This window comes from Streptomyces sp. SM10, from assembly GCF_002910915.1.
In the GTDB taxonomy this organism is placed as follows: domain Bacteria; phylum Actinomycetota; class Actinomycetes; order Streptomycetales; family Streptomycetaceae; genus Streptomyces.
On record NZ_NEUF01000048.1, the window covers coordinates 16364 to 31844 of the forward strand.

The following is a 15481-nucleotide window of genomic DNA, read 5'->3' on the forward strand; positions in this document are numbered from 1 at the left end:
CGTTTCCGGCCGGGCGAGACCCGCTCGCGCGGGACGCAGGGCTCTGCTCATAGCGACGTCCGTCGCCCTCGTGAGCGGCGCCATGCTCCCCGCCGCGGTCTCCGCCGGTGCCGCACCGAAGCCGTCGGCCGTCGTGGACCGCCACGGATCCGCGGTCCACGACTACGACATCACGCTGGTCACCGGCGATGTCGTCCACTACACGGACGGCGCGGGCGACCAGGACACCGTCACCGTCGACCGCCCCGACGGTGCCGTGGGCGGCGTGCACGTCCAGCAGGCCGGCGAGGAGATCTTCGTCCTCCCCGACGAGGCGGCCTCCCTCATCGCCGCGGGCAAGCTGGACAAGCGGCTGTTCAACATATCGACCCTGGTCGAGATGGGGTACGACGACAAGCGCTCCGCGGGCATCCCGCTGATCGCCACCTACGCGTCGGCGAAGGGGCGTTCACTGCCGGCAGCTCCGGAGGGCAGCAGCACGGTCCGCCGGCTGGAGTCCGTCCACGGCGCGGCGCTCAAGGCCGACAAACGTGAAGCCCGCACCTTCTGGAGCGGCATCTCCCGTACGGAGAAGAGCCGTTCGCTCGACGCCGGCATCACGAAGCTGTGGCTCGACGGGAAGGTCGAGGCGGCGCTCAAGGACTCGGTGCCGCAGGTCAACGCCCCGCAGGCCTGGGCGGCGGGTTACGACGGCAAGGGCACCACGGTCGCCGTCCTGGACACCGGCATCGACGCCGACCATCCGGACGTCAAGGACCGCGTCAAGAAGACCCGGAGCTTCGTCCCCGGGGAGGAGGTCGACGACAAGAACGGCCACGGCACGCACGTGGCCTCCACCGTCGCCGGTTCGGGCGCGGCGTCGGACGGGGTCAACAAGGGCGTGGCCCCCGGCGCCGACCTGATCGTCGGCAAGGTCCTGGGCAACGAGGGATCGGGCGCGGACTCCGGCATCATCGAGGCCATGGAGTGGGCGAAGGCCGAAGGCGCCGACGTCGTCTCCATGAGCCTCGGCTCCAGCATCCCGGACGACGGCACCGACCCCATGTCGCAGGCCGTGGACGCCCTGTCGGCCGACGGCGGCCCGCTGTTCGTGGTCGCGGCGGGCAACGCCTACGGCGCCGGCACCATCGGCTCGCCCGGCTCCGCCGAGAGCGCACTCACCATCGCCGCCGTCGACAAGCAGGACGGCCGGGCCGACTTCTCCTCCATGGGGCCGCTCGTGCGGTCCCACGGCCTGAAGCCCGACCTGTCCGCCCCCGGCGTCGACATCAACGCGGCGGCCTCGCAGTCGGTCCCGGGCATCGAGGGCATGTACCAGTCGCTGTCCGGTACGTCGATGGCCACCCCGCACGTCGCGGGCGCGGCGGCCATCCTGAAGCAGCGTCACCCCGCGTGGTCGGGCCAGCGCCTCAAGGACGCGCTGATGAGCTCGTCGAAGGAGCTGCCCGACTACACGCCCTACGAGCAGGGCACCGGGCGTCTCGACGTGAAGGCGGCGATCGACACGACGATCGAGGCCACCGGCTCCGTCGAGGTCGCGTCCTACGACTGGCCGCACAGCGCCTCCGACCCCGTCGCCGAGCGCACCGTCACCTACCGCAACACGGGTGAGAAGGACGTCTCGCTGAAGCTGGCGACCGACACGGACGCCGCCGCCTACACCCTCTCCACGACGGAGCTGACCGTCCCGGCGGGCTCCACCGCCGAGGCCGTCCTCTCGATCGACCCGTCGAAGGTCGCCGACGACACCACGTTCTCCGGCCAGGTCGTCGCCACCGACGCGGCCGGCACGACCGTGGCCCACACCGGCTTCGCCGTCAACAAGGAGCAGGAGCTCTACGACCTGACGCTGCGGCTGCGCGACCGCGGGGGCGAGCCGATGGACGGCATCGTGGTCCTCGCCGCGCTCGGCGACCCGCAGCTCGGCCTCGTCCAGGTCTCCGGTGAGACCACGCTGCGGCTGGCCCCGGGCAACTACACCGCCTGGACCTCCGCGGACGTCGACGGGGACACCGCCGACTCGAAGGCCGTCGCCTTCCTCGCGGCACCCGAGACGGTCCTCGACAAGCCCACCACCGTCACCCTGGACGCCTCGAAGGCCCGCAAGGTCAGCGTGCGCACCCCCAAGGAGAGCGAGAAGCGGCAGCTGCGGTACGACATGGCCCGCATCTCGCCCGACGGCGTCGTCCAGCGTGACGCCTATCAGATCCCGCTGACGTACGACCAGCTGTGGGCCGCCCCGACGAAGAAGGTCGGCGAGGGAAGCTTCAGCTTCCTCACCCGCTGGCGCCAGGGCGAGGAGCTGCTCGACCTGACGGCCGACGGCCACGACGTCCCGGTCACGGTGCAGAACGGCTCGGTCGTCGCCGAGGACAGCGAGCAGAAGCTCACCGGGGTCTACGCCGGCGACGGCGCCCCCTCCGACTACAAGGGCCGCAGCGTCAGGGGCAAGGCCGTCGTCGTCACCCGCAGCGACGCCGTCCCGCCCGCCGACCGGCTGGCCAACGCACTCGCGGCCGGAGCGAAGGCGCTCTTCGTCGTCAACGACGGCCGTGGAGTCGCGATGGAGAGCTATGCGCCGTACGGCGAGCAGACCACCATCCCGGTCGCCTCGGTGCAGAAGACCGTGGGCCAGACGCTGATCCGGGCGGCGCAGCGCGGTAGGAAGCTCTCGGTCGACCAGAAGAGGTTCGCCTCGTACGTCTACGACCTGGTGGACCGTCACGACGGCGTCATCCCGGACCGGTCCCTGGCGTTCACTCCGTCGACCCGTCAGCTGGCGAAGGTGCAGAACACCTTCTACGGCCACGAGGAGACCCTGGGCGGCGGCTACCGCTACGACATACCGGACTACGGCCCGGGCATCGGCTTCGAGGAGTACGAGAAGTTCCCGGGCACCCGCACGGAGTGGGTCAGCCCGCTGCGCGGCGACTCCTTCTGGTACGAGAACCACTCGGTGCTGAACGCCGACGGGTCCGGCACCGCGCAGGAGATGCGCAGCCCGGAGCTCGACTACACGGCGGGCCGGACCTACCGCACCGACTGGTTCGCCCCGGTCACGAGCCCCCGTCTGGGCACGGGGTACTGGGGGCCGTTCCGCACCGCGAACAACGACATGCAGTTCAACATCACGCCCTGGACCGACTCGGGTGAGGGCCACTCCGGCTCGATGCCCGAGGACGAGTACGACACCACGTCCTACGCCCTCTACCAGGGCGACACCCTGCTCAAGAAGGGTGCGGGCCGGGCCGGTTACGCCGGGGGCCTGTCGGCCGAGAAGGTGCCCTACCGCCTGGTCATCGACTCGGTGCGGGACGAGGAGACCTGGAAGACCTCGACGCGCACGCACTCCGAGTGGGGCTACGAGTCGGGCGCGCTCCCCGAGGGCACGCAGCAGGCGGACATCCCGCTGCTGCAGCTCGACTACGACGTGGACACCGACCTGGCCGGTGACGTCAGGGCGGGCCGGTCCGTCAAGGTCGGCGTCGAGGCGGGCACCCAGGCATGGCTGGACAGCGCGGTGAAGGCGAACAAGGCCTCGCTGGCGGTCAGTTACGACGAGGGCGGCACCTGGACGTCGGTCGAGCTGCGGAAGAGCGCGTCGGGCGCGTGGACCGCGAAGCTGCGGACACCCGCCCGGGGCGCGGACTCGGTCTCGCTGAAGGCGCACGCCGAGGGCCCCGGCGGTCTCGTCGTCGACCAGGAGATCATCAAGGCCTTCGGCCTGAAGTGACCTGCTGAGCACCGCCGATCACGGCGGGCCCGCGTCCCGGTCAGGGCGCGGGCCCGCTGCCGTTCCGCCCGAAGCGTGCCAGGCAGTGCCATACCCGTTTCAGGTCCTGAGGATCGTGCAGCCCGCGCAGGGCGGCCTCCCCGATGATCCGCGCGTCGAGGTGGCCGCCCTCCGCGAGGGCCGCACCCAGCTCGACGTACTCGGGTCCCCGGTACTCCGGGTGCCGCTCCAACTCCTGCACACCGAGCAGGAAACCACCGTGCCACTCGACGGGGCGGAGCAGGGCGCGTGTCCGGGGCTGCGGGGGGCCGGCGCTCATCGGACCAGTCTCGTTCGACCGCCCCCTCGGACCTGATGTCCCGCCGGCCGTGTGCCGGCAGAGCCCACGTTCGCCCGTGGGCGAGGCGCGGGGGAAGGCGCACCCGGGCCCCGTGGATGCGCTCCGGAGCGCACGGGCGCTCAGCCCGTCGCGTCGCCCGGCCCGGTTGCATCGGCGCGCCGCTGCTCCCCGATCCGCCGCTTCGCCTCGTCCCAGGTGATCGGCAGCCGGCCGACCGGGACGTCCCAGAAGACGAACGTCGAGGAGCGCATCGTGGGCTTGAGGTCCGTCATGATGGCGCGATGCGGCTCGGTCCGGGCGAAGGCGTAGAGCGCCTCGCGACCTTCCCACGCCGACAGGGTGTAGAACTCCCGCTTCACGGGCCGGGCGATGAGCGAGGCACCGAACGCGCCCGGCGCGGAGCGCACCTGCTTCCACGCGGCCAGGGACTTCAGGAGGAAGCGCGGTACGTCGCGCAGGGAACGGACCTCGAATCGGGAGGCCATGACCACGGTCGTTCCGTCGGACGGAGGCGGCTGAGGGGTGATCCAGGGGAGCGTCGGCATCGCACTACTCACTTTCATTATGGATAGTGGTGCTGTCCGCTTCCTATGTTAGGGAGTGTCAGGTCCCGTGTGCCAGTGAATTGCGTGGGACGTCTCCTCGCACCGGGGCGCGCGGGCGGCGCCGGTCATGGCTGCGCCCCGCGCCCGTACCCCCGTCGGCGTCCCGGCGGAGCGGGGCGGCCGGTGACCGAGGGGGAGCGGGGCGCGGGGCGCCGGGATCCGGGTGGTCCGGGGATCAGCGCCCCGACTGCAGCGCCGCCCAGGTAGCGGGGCCGACGCTCCCGTCGACGCCCAGGGCCCGGGTGCTCTGGTAGTCGCGGACCGCCTTGTCCGTCAGGGTTCCGAAGGCTCCGTCGGCGGTCACCGTTCTGCCCAGTGCCGCGGTAAGGGCGCGCTGCACCCGCTTCACCGCGTCACCCGAGGCGCCCAGGACGAGCGTCGGCTTGGTGCCCGCGGAGAGCAGCGCGGTCCAGGTCTTCGGGCCGACCGCGCCGTCGGCGGTGAGGCCGCGCGCCGTCTGGAAGGCCTGGACGGCGCTCCTGGTGGCGGGGCCGAACACGCCGTCCTCGGCACCCGCGTTGTAGCCCTGCTGGTTGAGCAGCGTCTGCACCGCCTTCACCTGAGCACCCGTCGAGCCCGACTTCAGGGTCGTGTACGCCGAGAAGCTCAGGCCGTCCGCCCCGCTGCCCGAGCCGCCGACGAGCTGCATGTAGTAGGACCAGTTCCAGTTGACGCCCGGGTCGGTGTGGTCGTTCCCGGGTGCCTCGCTGTGCCCGATGATGTGCGACCGGTCCTTGGCGATGCCGTACCGGTCGCAGAGGTGCTTCGTCAGGGCCGCCGAGGACCGGTACATCGGGTCGGTGAACCACGACGGGTTGTCGATGAACCCCTCGTGCTCGATGCCGAGCGACGAGGCGTTGGCGCTCTTGGCGTGGTACGCGGTGTCCTTGTCGCGGACCATCTGGGTGATCTGGCCGTCCGAGGAGCGGACCACGTAGTGGGAGCTGACCTTCGAGGTGGCGTTCTGGAACCAGCTGATGGTCCCGGCGTACGACCCCTGCGTGACGTGGATGACCACCTTGTCCACCGTCGCCGTACGGTTCACCGCGAAGTTGGAGGAGTTGGCTGCCACCCAGAGGGCCGGGGGGTAGTCCGGGCTCTGGGCGGTGACGTCGGCCTTGGCGAGGGGGCCTTTCTCGGGGGTGACCGGGCGGGAGGTGACGGAGACCTTCTCGCCCCCGGCCACGGTGGTCCGCAGCCCTTCGGCGAGGAAGGTGTAGACGGTGTCGGCGTAGAGGGCGGCGATGGCCCCCTCGGCCGCGCTGTAGCGCGCCACCGCCGGGTACCAGGCGTCGATGTCGGCCCGCTCGGCCTTGTCCAGGCCCAGCGCGTCGGCGTGGTCCCGCAGCACGGCCGCGCCGCCCAGGATGTTGGCCCCGGTGTCCTCGCGCAGAACCGCGGTGGACTTGCCCGTCAGTGCGGCCGCCTTCTCCAGGGAGTGGTTGACGGGGTTGCTGACGAGGTGCATCACGCCGTAGCCGTTGTCCTGGCTGGGGAGGCCGGCGTGTCCGTCCAGGTGTGTCTCGCCGTAGCCGACGGCCGCGAGCAGGTCGCGCGGGACGCCGTACTTCTCGGCGGCCCGCTGGAAGGCCTGGTTCATGGGGTCGGTGTCGGCCGGAGCCGCGCCGGCCGGGTGGCCGGCGGCGACCAGGGCGGTGGCGGTGAGAGAGGCCAGTACGGCTGCGCGGCCTCGGGTGTGGCCGGCGGGACGTCGGGGCATAGCTGCTCCAGGTCTGTGGGGAGAGGAAGGCCGCCGGACCCGGGTGGGGTGGGCCGGGGGCCGTTGAGCCCGCACAGGCTATCCATGTGATTAACACATGACAATGAGGTCTACGCGTGTCCAACTCCTCGTCACTCCAATGGAGTTGTGTGCCGAACGCCCTTCCCGGGGCGGACCGTCACCCCCGCGCACGGGGGTGACGGTCCGGCGTCGGAGCTACCAGCGGTCCCGGTGGATGACGTCGGCCACCGGCCGGCGCCGGACCGGCCCGAAGTTGCCCTGCGGCCATCCCACCGGAATGGCGGCGAAGGTGTGCGTGTCCGAAGGGATCCCGAGGGCCTTCTTCCACTCCTGCTCCAGCATCAGGTGCCAGATGGTGACGTTGGCGGCGAGCCCCAGGGCCCGCGCGGCCAGCAGGACGTTCTGTACGCCGGGATAGACGCAGGAGCCCTCGGCGAGCGCCTGGAAGCGCGTCTGGGTGTTCGTCATGTGCTCCAGGCCCGCCGGGCCGAGCGACTCGGCGTAGATCCCCAGCCCCTCCTCGTCGAACCGGGGCTCCGGGAACCTGTAGCAGGGGATGATCAGTGCGGGGGTGTCCGCGAAGTGGTCGCGCTGGTGCTCGATCGCCGCCACCATCCGCCCGTACGCCGCGTCGGGCATGCCCTCCGGCGCGTGCTTGCCGGTCGTCGCGAGATAGGCATCCACGCACCGCTTCCACAGCGGGGCCAGGTCGGCCATGACCGTGCGGTCGGTGACGACCACGTACTCGTAGCACTGCATGTTGCCGCCGCTGGGTCCCCAGACGGCGGCCTGTATGAGCTGCTCGAGCGTCTCGTCCGGTACGGGGTCCGGCTTGAGGCGGCGCATGGCGCGCATGGTCGACATGGTCGGAAAGAGCGCGGGCCCGTCGGGGGATGGCGCGTCGGCGTACACCGTTTCGAAGGTCATGATCGCGAAGTTTACGACTCAATCACCTTCGCGGGGAGTCCTGTTGGCGACCCGGTTCGACGCCGGCGTCCGCAGGTCAGGGCCGCCGGAGCAGGGCCGCGGGAACACCGCCGTCGGTCACCGCCGGCACTCGGCGCACCGCGCGGGGCCGGTCGCGCCGGCAGGGGGACCGGACAACTCGCCTGCGGTCCGCCCCAGTTGTCGGGACCGCTCGGGGCCGCCCCGTCGTGCCGCTCCGTTGCCACGGCGCGTTCCTCCCCTGTCGGGCACCGCTGTCCGTACGCCCGTGCCCATCGCCGTCACCCTCCCCGGTGTGGCGGATTCGCACATCTGCCCGTCCCCCCTCCTCATGGGGGAACGGGGTCCGGAAAACCGGCCGCGACGGCGTATAAAGGGTCCCTCCCGAGCAGCCGGCGTCCCCCGATGGCCACCTCACCCACCACGCGGCCGGCGTCACCGCGTACCGAGAGCGCAGGAGCGTCCCCATGAGCACCTCGGAAGAGATCAGCGCCTTGCTCGTCACCAGGTTCGGAACCGATCCGGGGGCCATCAGCCCCGAGGTGCCGCTCCGTCAGCTGAGGCTGGACTCGCTCGCACTGGAAGAGCTCCGGCTCCTCATCGAGGACCGCCTGGACATCGATCTGGAGGACGTCGTCCTGTCGTCACGCGACACCGTCGGCCACCTGGTCGCCGCCGTGTGCAGCAAGGCCGGCGCGTGACGGGCCGGGGGCCGTTCGCACGCAGGTCCGCCCGTCCGGGCATCGAGCCGTTCAGCGCCGCGGTCACCGGCATCGGCCTGGTCACCGCGGCCGGCGTGGGGGCCGACGCGGCCTGGCGCGGAGTGTGCGGCACCGGCCCCGCCCCCTCGGTCCCGCACCTGCCGGAACTCGAGGGACTGCCCTGCGACTTCATGTACACGGTCGACGGCCTGGACACGAAGGCGGCGCTGGGCGTCGCCGCGCAGCGGCTGATGGACCGCTTCTCGCAGCTGGCCGTGATCGCCGCCCGCGAGGCCGTCGCCGATGCCGGGCTCGACCCCTCGGTCTGGGACAGAGGCCGGGTCGCCGTCGTGATCGGCTCCGCCCATGGCGGGCTGCCCTTCTACGACGAGCAGCACACCACCCTCTCCGAACGCGGCGCACGCCGCGTCTCCCCGAAGCTCGCCCCGCTGAGCGTCGTCAACGGCGCCGCCAGCAGCGTCGCCATGGACCTCGGGGTGCACGGCCCGAGCCAGGCCGTCTCCACGGCCTGCTCGTCGGGGACCGTGGCCATCGGCACGGCCCACCAGATGCTCCGCACCGGAGCCTGCGACATCGTCGTCGCGGGTGGTGCCGAATCGGTCCGCTCCCGGCTCCTGATCGCCAGTGCCTGCCAGATGCGGGCCGTCTCCACCCGCACCGACGACCCGGCGGCCGCCTGCCGCCCCTTCGACACGCACCGCGACGGCTTCGTCGTGGGCGAGGGCGCCGGCCTCCTCGTCATGGAACGCCCCGAGCACGCCCGCGCCCGCGGCGCCACCGTCCGCGCCCGGGTCGCCGGATACGGGGCCTCCAGCGACGCCCACTCCGCCGTGGCTCCCGACCCCGACGGCCTCGGCATCGAACGGGCCCTGCGCACCGCCCTGGCCGACGCGGGCGTCGACGCTCCCGACATCGGCCACGTCAACGCCCACGGGACCTCGACCGTCGCGAACGACCTCATCGAGTCGGCCATGCTGCGCCGTGTCCTCGGCGAACACCCCCTCGTCACCTCGACGAAGGCCATGACCGGACACACCCTGGGCGCCGCGGGCGGCATCGAGACGGCTCTGACCGTCCTCGCGCTCCAGCACCAGCTCGTGCCGCCGACCGCCAACCTCGACGCGCCCGACCCCGCGATCCCCGTCGAGGTGGTGAGCAAGGAGGCCCGGCATGCCGCGTTCGACTGCGCCGTCAAGACCTCGCTCGGCTTCGGCGGCCACAACGCGGCGCTCGTGCTCACCAGAGCCTGACAGGAAGCGAGAGCACCGTGCCCGAGGAGATCATCCGTTCCCTGACCGTGGACGGGGTGCGCTACGGCTACCGGGTCCTGCGCCGCGACCCGGCTGCCGGCGGAGCGCCGGCCACCGAACCGGTGCTCGTCATCGGCGGCGCGCTGCAGGGCATGTTCGGCTGGCCGCAGATGGACGACCATCTGGGCCCCGTGACCGACGTGGTGACGGCCGACCTGCCCGGCATGGGCACGGCCGATCCCCTGCCTTCCGGTCCCGGCGCACCGGTCCTGCGCGCCGCGGTCACCGCCATCCTCGACGATCTGGGTGTCTCCCGGATCAATCTCTTCGGCTTCTCCTACGGCGCGTCCATCGCCTTCGGCTGCGCACAGCACGACCCGGGGCGCGTCGCCAGGCTCGTCCTCGGCGGCGTCCCCACGCACATCGGTGAGGACCGTCGGGCCTACTGGCACAAGGCCACGCGGGCGCTGGCCGACGGGGACGCCGAGGGCTTCGCGACGCTGGCCGCCGACGGGCTCATGTGCCTGGACCCGGCCCGGCCGGTGCACCGCAGGGAGCTCGCCCGGCGCTACGTGCGGCGCTCCTTCCTGCACGCGCTCGCCCACTCCGCGCACGCGGCCGACTCGCTGTGCCGGGCACTGGGGGACCGGCCGGACTTCTCCGGCGGACTGTCGGGTGTCCCCGCCCTGGTCTTCGCCGGGGAGCACGACACGGTGACCTCACCCGAACTGCAGAGGGAGTTCGCCGGGACCATCGAGGGGAGCCGTTTCCTCACCCTTCCCGAGTCCGACCACTGGGTCGTGCTGGAACGCTCCGACGAGGTCGCCGCCCTCGTCACCCGTTTCTTCACCGACCAGCCGCTCGATCCGGCCGCGGCCCGGCTCCCGCACCAGGCACGGGCGGGGGCGCGGGCGCGGTAGCGACAAGGGCTCGGGCTCGTCGAGCGGGCGGCGGCCCGGCAGGGGCCGCCACCCGTCGGGGTCAGTGCCGGTGGCCCCGCCCCTTCACGTCGATCCGCACGATCTGCGGGTCGTGGTCGCTCGCCTGGTCGGCGAACTCGGCGTTGATGTGCACCACGTCGTAGTCGAAGCGGCGGACGGCCGGGCTCGTCAGGATGTGGTCCAGTGTCTGCGAGTTGCCGTCGTAGACATAGCTGTACTGCTCGCGGGCGGGCAGCGTCGTGATCAGCGGCTTCAGCACCTTGCCGCTGGTCAGCGTCTTCATCGTGGGGGAGAACGCGAAGTCGTTGAGGTCGCCGAGCGTGATGACCCGGGCCGACTTGTCCGCCTTGAGCAGCGAGGTGACGAAGGTGTTGACCTCCGCCGCCTGCAGCACGCGCTGCGTCTCCGAACTGCGCACCGGTTCCTGGTAGCGGCCGTGCAGGGGCTGGTCGCCGCCCTTGGACGCGAAGTGGTTGGCGATGACGAAGACGGACCGCCCGCGGAAGCGGAACTCGCCCACCAGCGGCTTGCGGCTGCTCTGCCAGGCCGTGCTCGTGGGGTTGATCCGGCCCGGCGAGACGGAGAGGGCGGCACCCTTCTTCGTCTTCACCGCCTCGACGGCGGTGGTCGCGTCGCCGCCAGGGCGGTCCACGAAATCGACCCGGTCGGGGTCGAAGAGGAAGACGTTACGGATGTTGCCGCCGGGCTCGCCGCCGTCCTTGCCGTCCTCGGGAGCCACGTAGCGCCAGGCGTACCGGGGGCCGCCCGCCGAGACGATCGCGTCCGTGAACCGCTTCAGCGTCGCCTCGGAGCCCACGGTGCCGTCGTTCACCGCACCGTTGTCGTCCTGGATCTCCTCCAGCGACACGACGTCGGGGGACGAGAGGCTGACCGCCACCCCCTGGGCGAGCGTGTCGAACTTGGCCTGCTCGTCGCCCGCGTCGAGGTTCTCCACGTTGTACGTGGCGATGGCGAGTTCCTTGCGCTTCTGCTTCCGCGTCACCTCGCGCTTCAGGCCGTTGTCCTTCAGCGAACCCAGCTCGGTGGCCTGGACGTTGTAGCCACCGTACGACGCGTAGTCGACGACGCCCGTGGTGGAGCCCTTGAGTACGTCGCCCACGTTCGCGACCGGCACGGGCTGCGCGGCGTCCAGCGACATCACCTTGAGGCGGCCGGTGTTCTGGTCCTCGTAGGAGGTGTACAGCGTGCCGCCGCGCCGGGTGGGGTTCTCCCGCGGCTTGACGGTCACCCAGACCTCGTCGTACGCGGTCGTCGCTCCCGTCACCCGGGTGTCCGCCATCGTGACGCGTGCGCCCTCGAGGGACTCGTACAGATCCAGGGCGTACGCCGTCGGGTCGAGGGCGAGTGCCTCGACGGAGCCGCCGCCGGCCGTCGGCACATAGGCGTCCGGTACCGAGGAGGCATCGAGGACGACGGCCTCCGGCAGGGCGTTGCCCGAGGAGAGCACCGTCGTCAGGGGGGCGGTGATCTGGGTGAGGGACTGGGTTGCGGTGGACGGGTAGTACTCGGCGACCTTGCCGCTGACCAGTACCGAGTCGCCGACGGCCACGGCGGGGGCGGCCGAGCCGGTGTAGACGAACAGGCCCTCGCTCGTGCGGGCGTCGCCGTCCGGCACCGTGTCCTGGATCCAGAAGCCGCGTGAGCCCGAGGCGCGAACGCCGGTGACGACGCCCGGGACTCCGGTGACCGGCTGCCCGGCGAGCGGGGAGAGGCGTGTCGTGCCCTGGATGTCGTGCACCCGCACCGGGCCGGGCTCGGTGGGTCCGCCGGGCTCGCCCGGCCCGGAGCCGCCGGACGTCTCGCCCGCCGCGTTGACGGGGGTCGGGGTGCCCGAGGCCAGGTCGGCGGCGTTGTCGTCGGTGTCCGCCAGGGACGTGCCGCGCGCCACCGAGGCGGTGGCGGAGGCACCCGGCACCGGACCGCTTCCCTCGCGCACGACCGCGGAGCCGTAGCCCACGAGGTCCACGATCCGGTTGTCGGCGGCGCAGTCGGCCGCGGTCTTACAGGTCAGCGGGGTGGTGCCGGAGACGAGCGCGACGGTGCCGCTCGCCGCGGACATCGCGACCGTGCCGGTCGCGTCGGCGGCCGGCAGGGCCACCGTCCCGCCGGTGCCCGCGGCCTGGGCGACGAGGTAGCGGCCGCCCGGCGCGACGGCGCCGGACAGCGGGGAGACCTGCCACAGCGATCCGGCGGAGGGGGCGCCCGGCAGGTACTGGACGCTGAAGCCGGACAGGCCGAAGGAACTCTGGCCGGCGTTGGCCAGCTCGATGTAGTCGCGGGTCAGTGTCGCACCGGAGTTGCCCCCGCCGCCGTACACCTCGGAGATGACGGCCGACGACGACGGTGCCGCGAAGGCGGCGGGCAGCGCGGTCACCGACAGGGTCACGGCGACGGCGGCGGCCAGCAGTGCGGAGCCGGGTCTGGCTATGTACACGGGAACTGCCCCCAAATGTGTGGTGAGGGCCAAAAGCTATGCGCGTAGACCATCCGTGGCAAGAGACCGGAGGTTAATTCCGGGCGTCATTGCCCCGCTCCCGCACAGGAGTTCGCCGTCGCGCGGCGGCCCGCTGGCAGTCCCCGTCGCCCCGCTCAGCGGCCCGGTCCGGTCTCCGTCGCCTCACGTGCCGCGGCGAGGGCCCGCTGCCTGACGCCGCCGAACAACTGGATCGTGGTGGCGGCCAGGACGGTTCACCCTGATGACGCCGGGTGAACCGGCCGGCCCACTCCCGCCCGTGCCGGAGTCCGTCCTGGCCCGGTCCACCCGCACGGGAGACGTGCGGACCATCGGCAGGGACGAGGGGCGCTCCCTGCTGTCGGTACGCATCAGGGACCCGCCACGCCGCGTGGACCCGCTCTCGTGCGCCATCCTCCGGCGATGCCGCGCACGTACAACGTGCACCGACTGCACAGCAGCCTCGGCTACCTCAGCCCCGCCGAATACGAGACCGCACTCGCAGCCTGACCAACACACCAAAGGTGTCCGCCAAAGCGGAACAGGCTCAGTCGTTGATCCAGATCAGGGAGGCCCGGAGGAGGAGTCCGGCGTCGTAGCTCTCGGGGGACTTGTCGTAGCGGGTGGCGATGCCGCGCCAGGCTTTCAGTTTGTTGATCATGCGTTCGACGGTGTTGCGGTCCTTGTAGAGCTCGGCGTCGTGGGTGACGGGCCGGCCGCCCTTGCGGCCGCGGTTCTCGCGGTGGGCGGCCTGGTCCTTCTTCTCCGGGATGACGGCCTGATGCCGCGTCTACGCAGGTAGGCCCGGTTGGCGCGGGAGGGTACCCTCACCGCGCCCTGACTCCCTGTGAGAAAAGCAGTTGCACTGGCTGTCTTCTCGCAGACAGGGTGCGGTGGTGACCGGAACAGAGATCGAACTCCCCGTCGTGGATGGGGTCCTATCCGGTGTGGACTTCGGCGGTCACAGTGAGGGCGTGCTGCTTGTCCACGGCAGCGGACACAACGCTGCCGCCTGGATGGATGTGGCGTCCCATCTGGTGAGCGAGTGCCATCCGATTGCCCTCGACCTGCGTGGCCATGGGCAGACCCGGCTCGACTCCACCAGTCCCGAGCAGTACTGGCGAGACATCGGTAGCGTCGTCACCGCGCTGGCCTGGGACCGCCCCGTGCTGGTCGGCCATTCCACCGGCGGGTACGCGGTGACGGCCGCCACTGCCTGTGGACTTGTGGAACCGGCCGCCCTCTGCATCGTGGACGGCATAGTGCTCGATGACCGTAACGCGTCAATCGCCGAGCATGCTGACGTGCGGACTACCGAGGCGGCGGACCGCCTACGGACGATGTTCCGCTACGGCTGGAATGCCGACCACGACCAGATGCACGCCTATGTCGAGCAGTGTGTACGGGAGGCCGGAGGGGACTGGCTCAACGCGGGAGCACGGCCCGGACTTGTCGAAAAGGTTACGCGGCGCTTCTTCATGCGCCGCGGCCACCGGTGGGTACGGCGGCCCGCCATCGAGGAGGTCGCCACTGTCACTGCTGTAGAGCCCGATGCAGAAGTCTTCCCAGCCGTCGACTTGTACGACCGTCTCACCTGTCCGATGACAATCGTGCTGGCCGAGGATGGCTTTTACGCCTCACGGCGCGACGAGGTGCGTGCCGTCGTCGATGCCGTCCCTGGCCGCCGGCTGATCGACATCAGCTCGAACCACAACGTCCCCATGACCCGGCCTGCTGACCTCGCTGCGATCATTCTCAACCTGGTGCGAGACCGAACTGCCACATCGGCCAGGAATGTCGATTGATCCTCACCCCACCACCCCTGCGAGGAGTTGCTGTGCACCATTCTGATGCCCCGGCCACCAGGGAGATCTCCGTGGCGGACAAGGGCGCGGGGCCTTACGGCATCGTGGCCGGACCTGACGGTGCGCTGTGGCTCACCTTCGCGCACAGTGGCCGCATCGCGCGTCTCACACTCGACGGCGAACTCAACGAATACCCCCTGGACTCGTCTGAGTGTCGCCCTACGGTCATTACTCCCGGGCCCGACGGAGCACTGTGGTTCACCCGGTCCCAGGACCACCGGATCGGCCGCGTCACCGCCGACGGCGAAGGGGAGTCCTTCCCCACTCCGACACCCGACAGCGGACCCTTCGGTATCACTGCCGGTCCAGACGGTGCGTTGTGGTTCACGGAGATGAACACCGACCGTATCGGCCGCATCACCTGCAAAGGAGAGATCACCGAGTTCGTCCTTCCCCATACGGGCGCCTATCCCTCGGCAATCACCGCAGGCCCTGATGGGGCCCTGTGGTTCACCCTCAACCAGGCGAACGCAATCGGCCGCATCACTGTCCACGGGGACATCGTCATACATCCACTCCCCACCCCCAGCGCCGCACCCGTGGGCATCACCAGTGACAGCACTGCCTTGTGGTTCGTTGAGATCGCAGCGGGCCAGATCGGCAGGATCTCGGTGGATGGCGCGATCAAGGAGTTCCCGCTCCCTGACCGCACGGCCAAACCCCACGCCATCGTCGCGGCGTCCATCGGGGACTGCTGGTTCACCGAATGGGGAGCCAACCGCATTGGTCACATCACCGATAGCGGCGAGATCGCCGAGTACAGCCTGCCGTCACCGTCGTCCGAGCCGCACGGCATCACCATAGGTTCCGACGGCGCTCTGTGGGTGGCCCTTGAGACGGGAGGGGTCGCGCGGTTGGAACTGTAG

Annotated in this window: 11 protein-coding genes and 1 pseudogene; 6 read left to right on the plus strand and 6 right to left on the minus strand. The window is 71.0% G+C overall.

Annotated elements, in window-relative coordinates; all coding sequences use genetic code 11:
* Positions 1–82: 82 nt before the first annotated feature.
* Entirely contained in the window at positions 83–3733 is a 3651-nt protein-coding gene (locus tag B9S57_RS05155; protein ID WP_258036248.1) for a S8 family serine peptidase, read from the plus strand.
* 40 nt (positions 3734–3773) lie between these two features.
* Here B9S57_RS05155 and B9S57_RS05160 read toward each other — a convergent pair whose 3' ends face one another.
* The 4 genes from B9S57_RS05160 to B9S57_RS05175 all read right to left on the minus strand — a co-directional run bounded on the left by B9S57_RS05160 (position 3774) and on the right by B9S57_RS05175 (position 7346).
* Positions 3774–4052, minus strand: coding sequence for a DUF3626 domain-containing protein (locus tag B9S57_RS05160; protein WP_107499015.1), 279 nt, complete (start codon positions 4050–4052; stop codon positions 3774–3776).
* Between the two features lie 140 nt (positions 4053–4192).
* Positions 4193–4618, minus strand: coding sequence for a DUF3291 domain-containing protein (locus B9S57_RS05165; RefSeq protein WP_103514328.1), 426 nt, complete (start codon positions 4616–4618; stop codon positions 4193–4195).
* A 235-nt stretch (positions 4619–4853) separates the two neighbouring features.
* Positions 4854–6398: a peptidoglycan-binding protein gene (locus B9S57_RS05170; protein WP_103514329.1), complete on the minus strand. Its 1545-nt coding sequence runs from the start codon at positions 6396–6398 to the stop codon at positions 4854–4856.
* Between the two features lie 216 nt (positions 6399–6614).
* Positions 6615–7346 carry a nitroreductase family protein gene (locus tag B9S57_RS05175; RefSeq protein WP_103514330.1) on the minus strand — a complete coding sequence of 244 codons (732 nt, stop codon included), beginning with the start codon at positions 7344–7346 and terminating at the stop codon, positions 6615–6617.
* A 485-nt stretch (positions 7347–7831) separates the two neighbouring features.
* Here B9S57_RS05175 and B9S57_RS05185 point away from each other — a divergent pair, with 485 nt between their 5' ends.
* The 3 genes from B9S57_RS05185 to B9S57_RS05195 are packed head-to-tail and all read left to right on the plus strand — an operon-like array spanning position 7832 to position 10256.
* Positions 7832–8065 carry an acyl carrier protein gene (locus tag B9S57_RS05185; RefSeq protein ID WP_103514332.1) on the plus strand — a complete coding sequence of 78 codons (234 nt, stop codon included), beginning with the start codon at positions 7832–7834 and terminating at the stop codon, positions 8063–8065.
* Complete coding sequence (locus B9S57_RS05190) at positions 8062–9336, plus strand: beta-ketoacyl synthase (RefSeq protein ID WP_103514333.1); 1275 nt, start codon at positions 8062–8064, stop codon at positions 9334–9336. The genes B9S57_RS05185 and B9S57_RS05190 overlap by 4 nt, the downstream gene beginning before the upstream one ends.
* A 17-nt stretch (positions 9337–9353) precedes the next feature.
* Positions 9354–10256, plus strand: a complete 903-nt coding sequence (locus B9S57_RS05195; protein WP_103514334.1) for an alpha/beta fold hydrolase — start codon at positions 9354–9356, stop codon at positions 10254–10256.
* A 61-nt stretch (positions 10257–10317) separates the two neighbouring features.
* On the opposite strand, the gene B9S57_RS05200 is transcribed toward B9S57_RS05195, so the two are convergent.
* Both B9S57_RS05200 and B9S57_RS05205 read right to left on the minus strand, forming a co-directional pair.
* On the minus strand, positions 10318–12732 hold the full coding sequence (locus B9S57_RS05200) for an endonuclease/exonuclease/phosphatase family protein (protein ID WP_103514335.1): 2415 nt from the start codon (positions 12730–12732) through the stop codon (positions 10318–10320).
* 565 nt (positions 12733–13297) lie between these two features.
* A pseudogene (locus B9S57_RS05205) lies at positions 13298–13569 on the minus strand (IS5/IS1182 family transposase); the annotation flags it as partial.
* Positions 13570–13646: 77 nt separating this feature from the next.
* Here B9S57_RS05205 and B9S57_RS05210 point away from each other — a divergent pair.
* Together B9S57_RS05210 and B9S57_RS05215 are read left to right on the plus strand one after the other, a co-directional pair.
* Complete coding sequence (locus tag B9S57_RS05210) at positions 13647–14555, plus strand: alpha/beta fold hydrolase (RefSeq protein ID WP_103514336.1); 909 nt, start codon at positions 13647–13649, stop codon at positions 14553–14555.
* Between the two features lie 32 nt (positions 14556–14587).
* The gene (locus tag B9S57_RS05215; protein WP_103514337.1) at positions 14588–15481 is read left to right on the plus strand and encodes a virginiamycin B lyase; all 894 of its coding nucleotides are present in this window, start codon (positions 14588–14590) and stop codon (positions 15479–15481) included.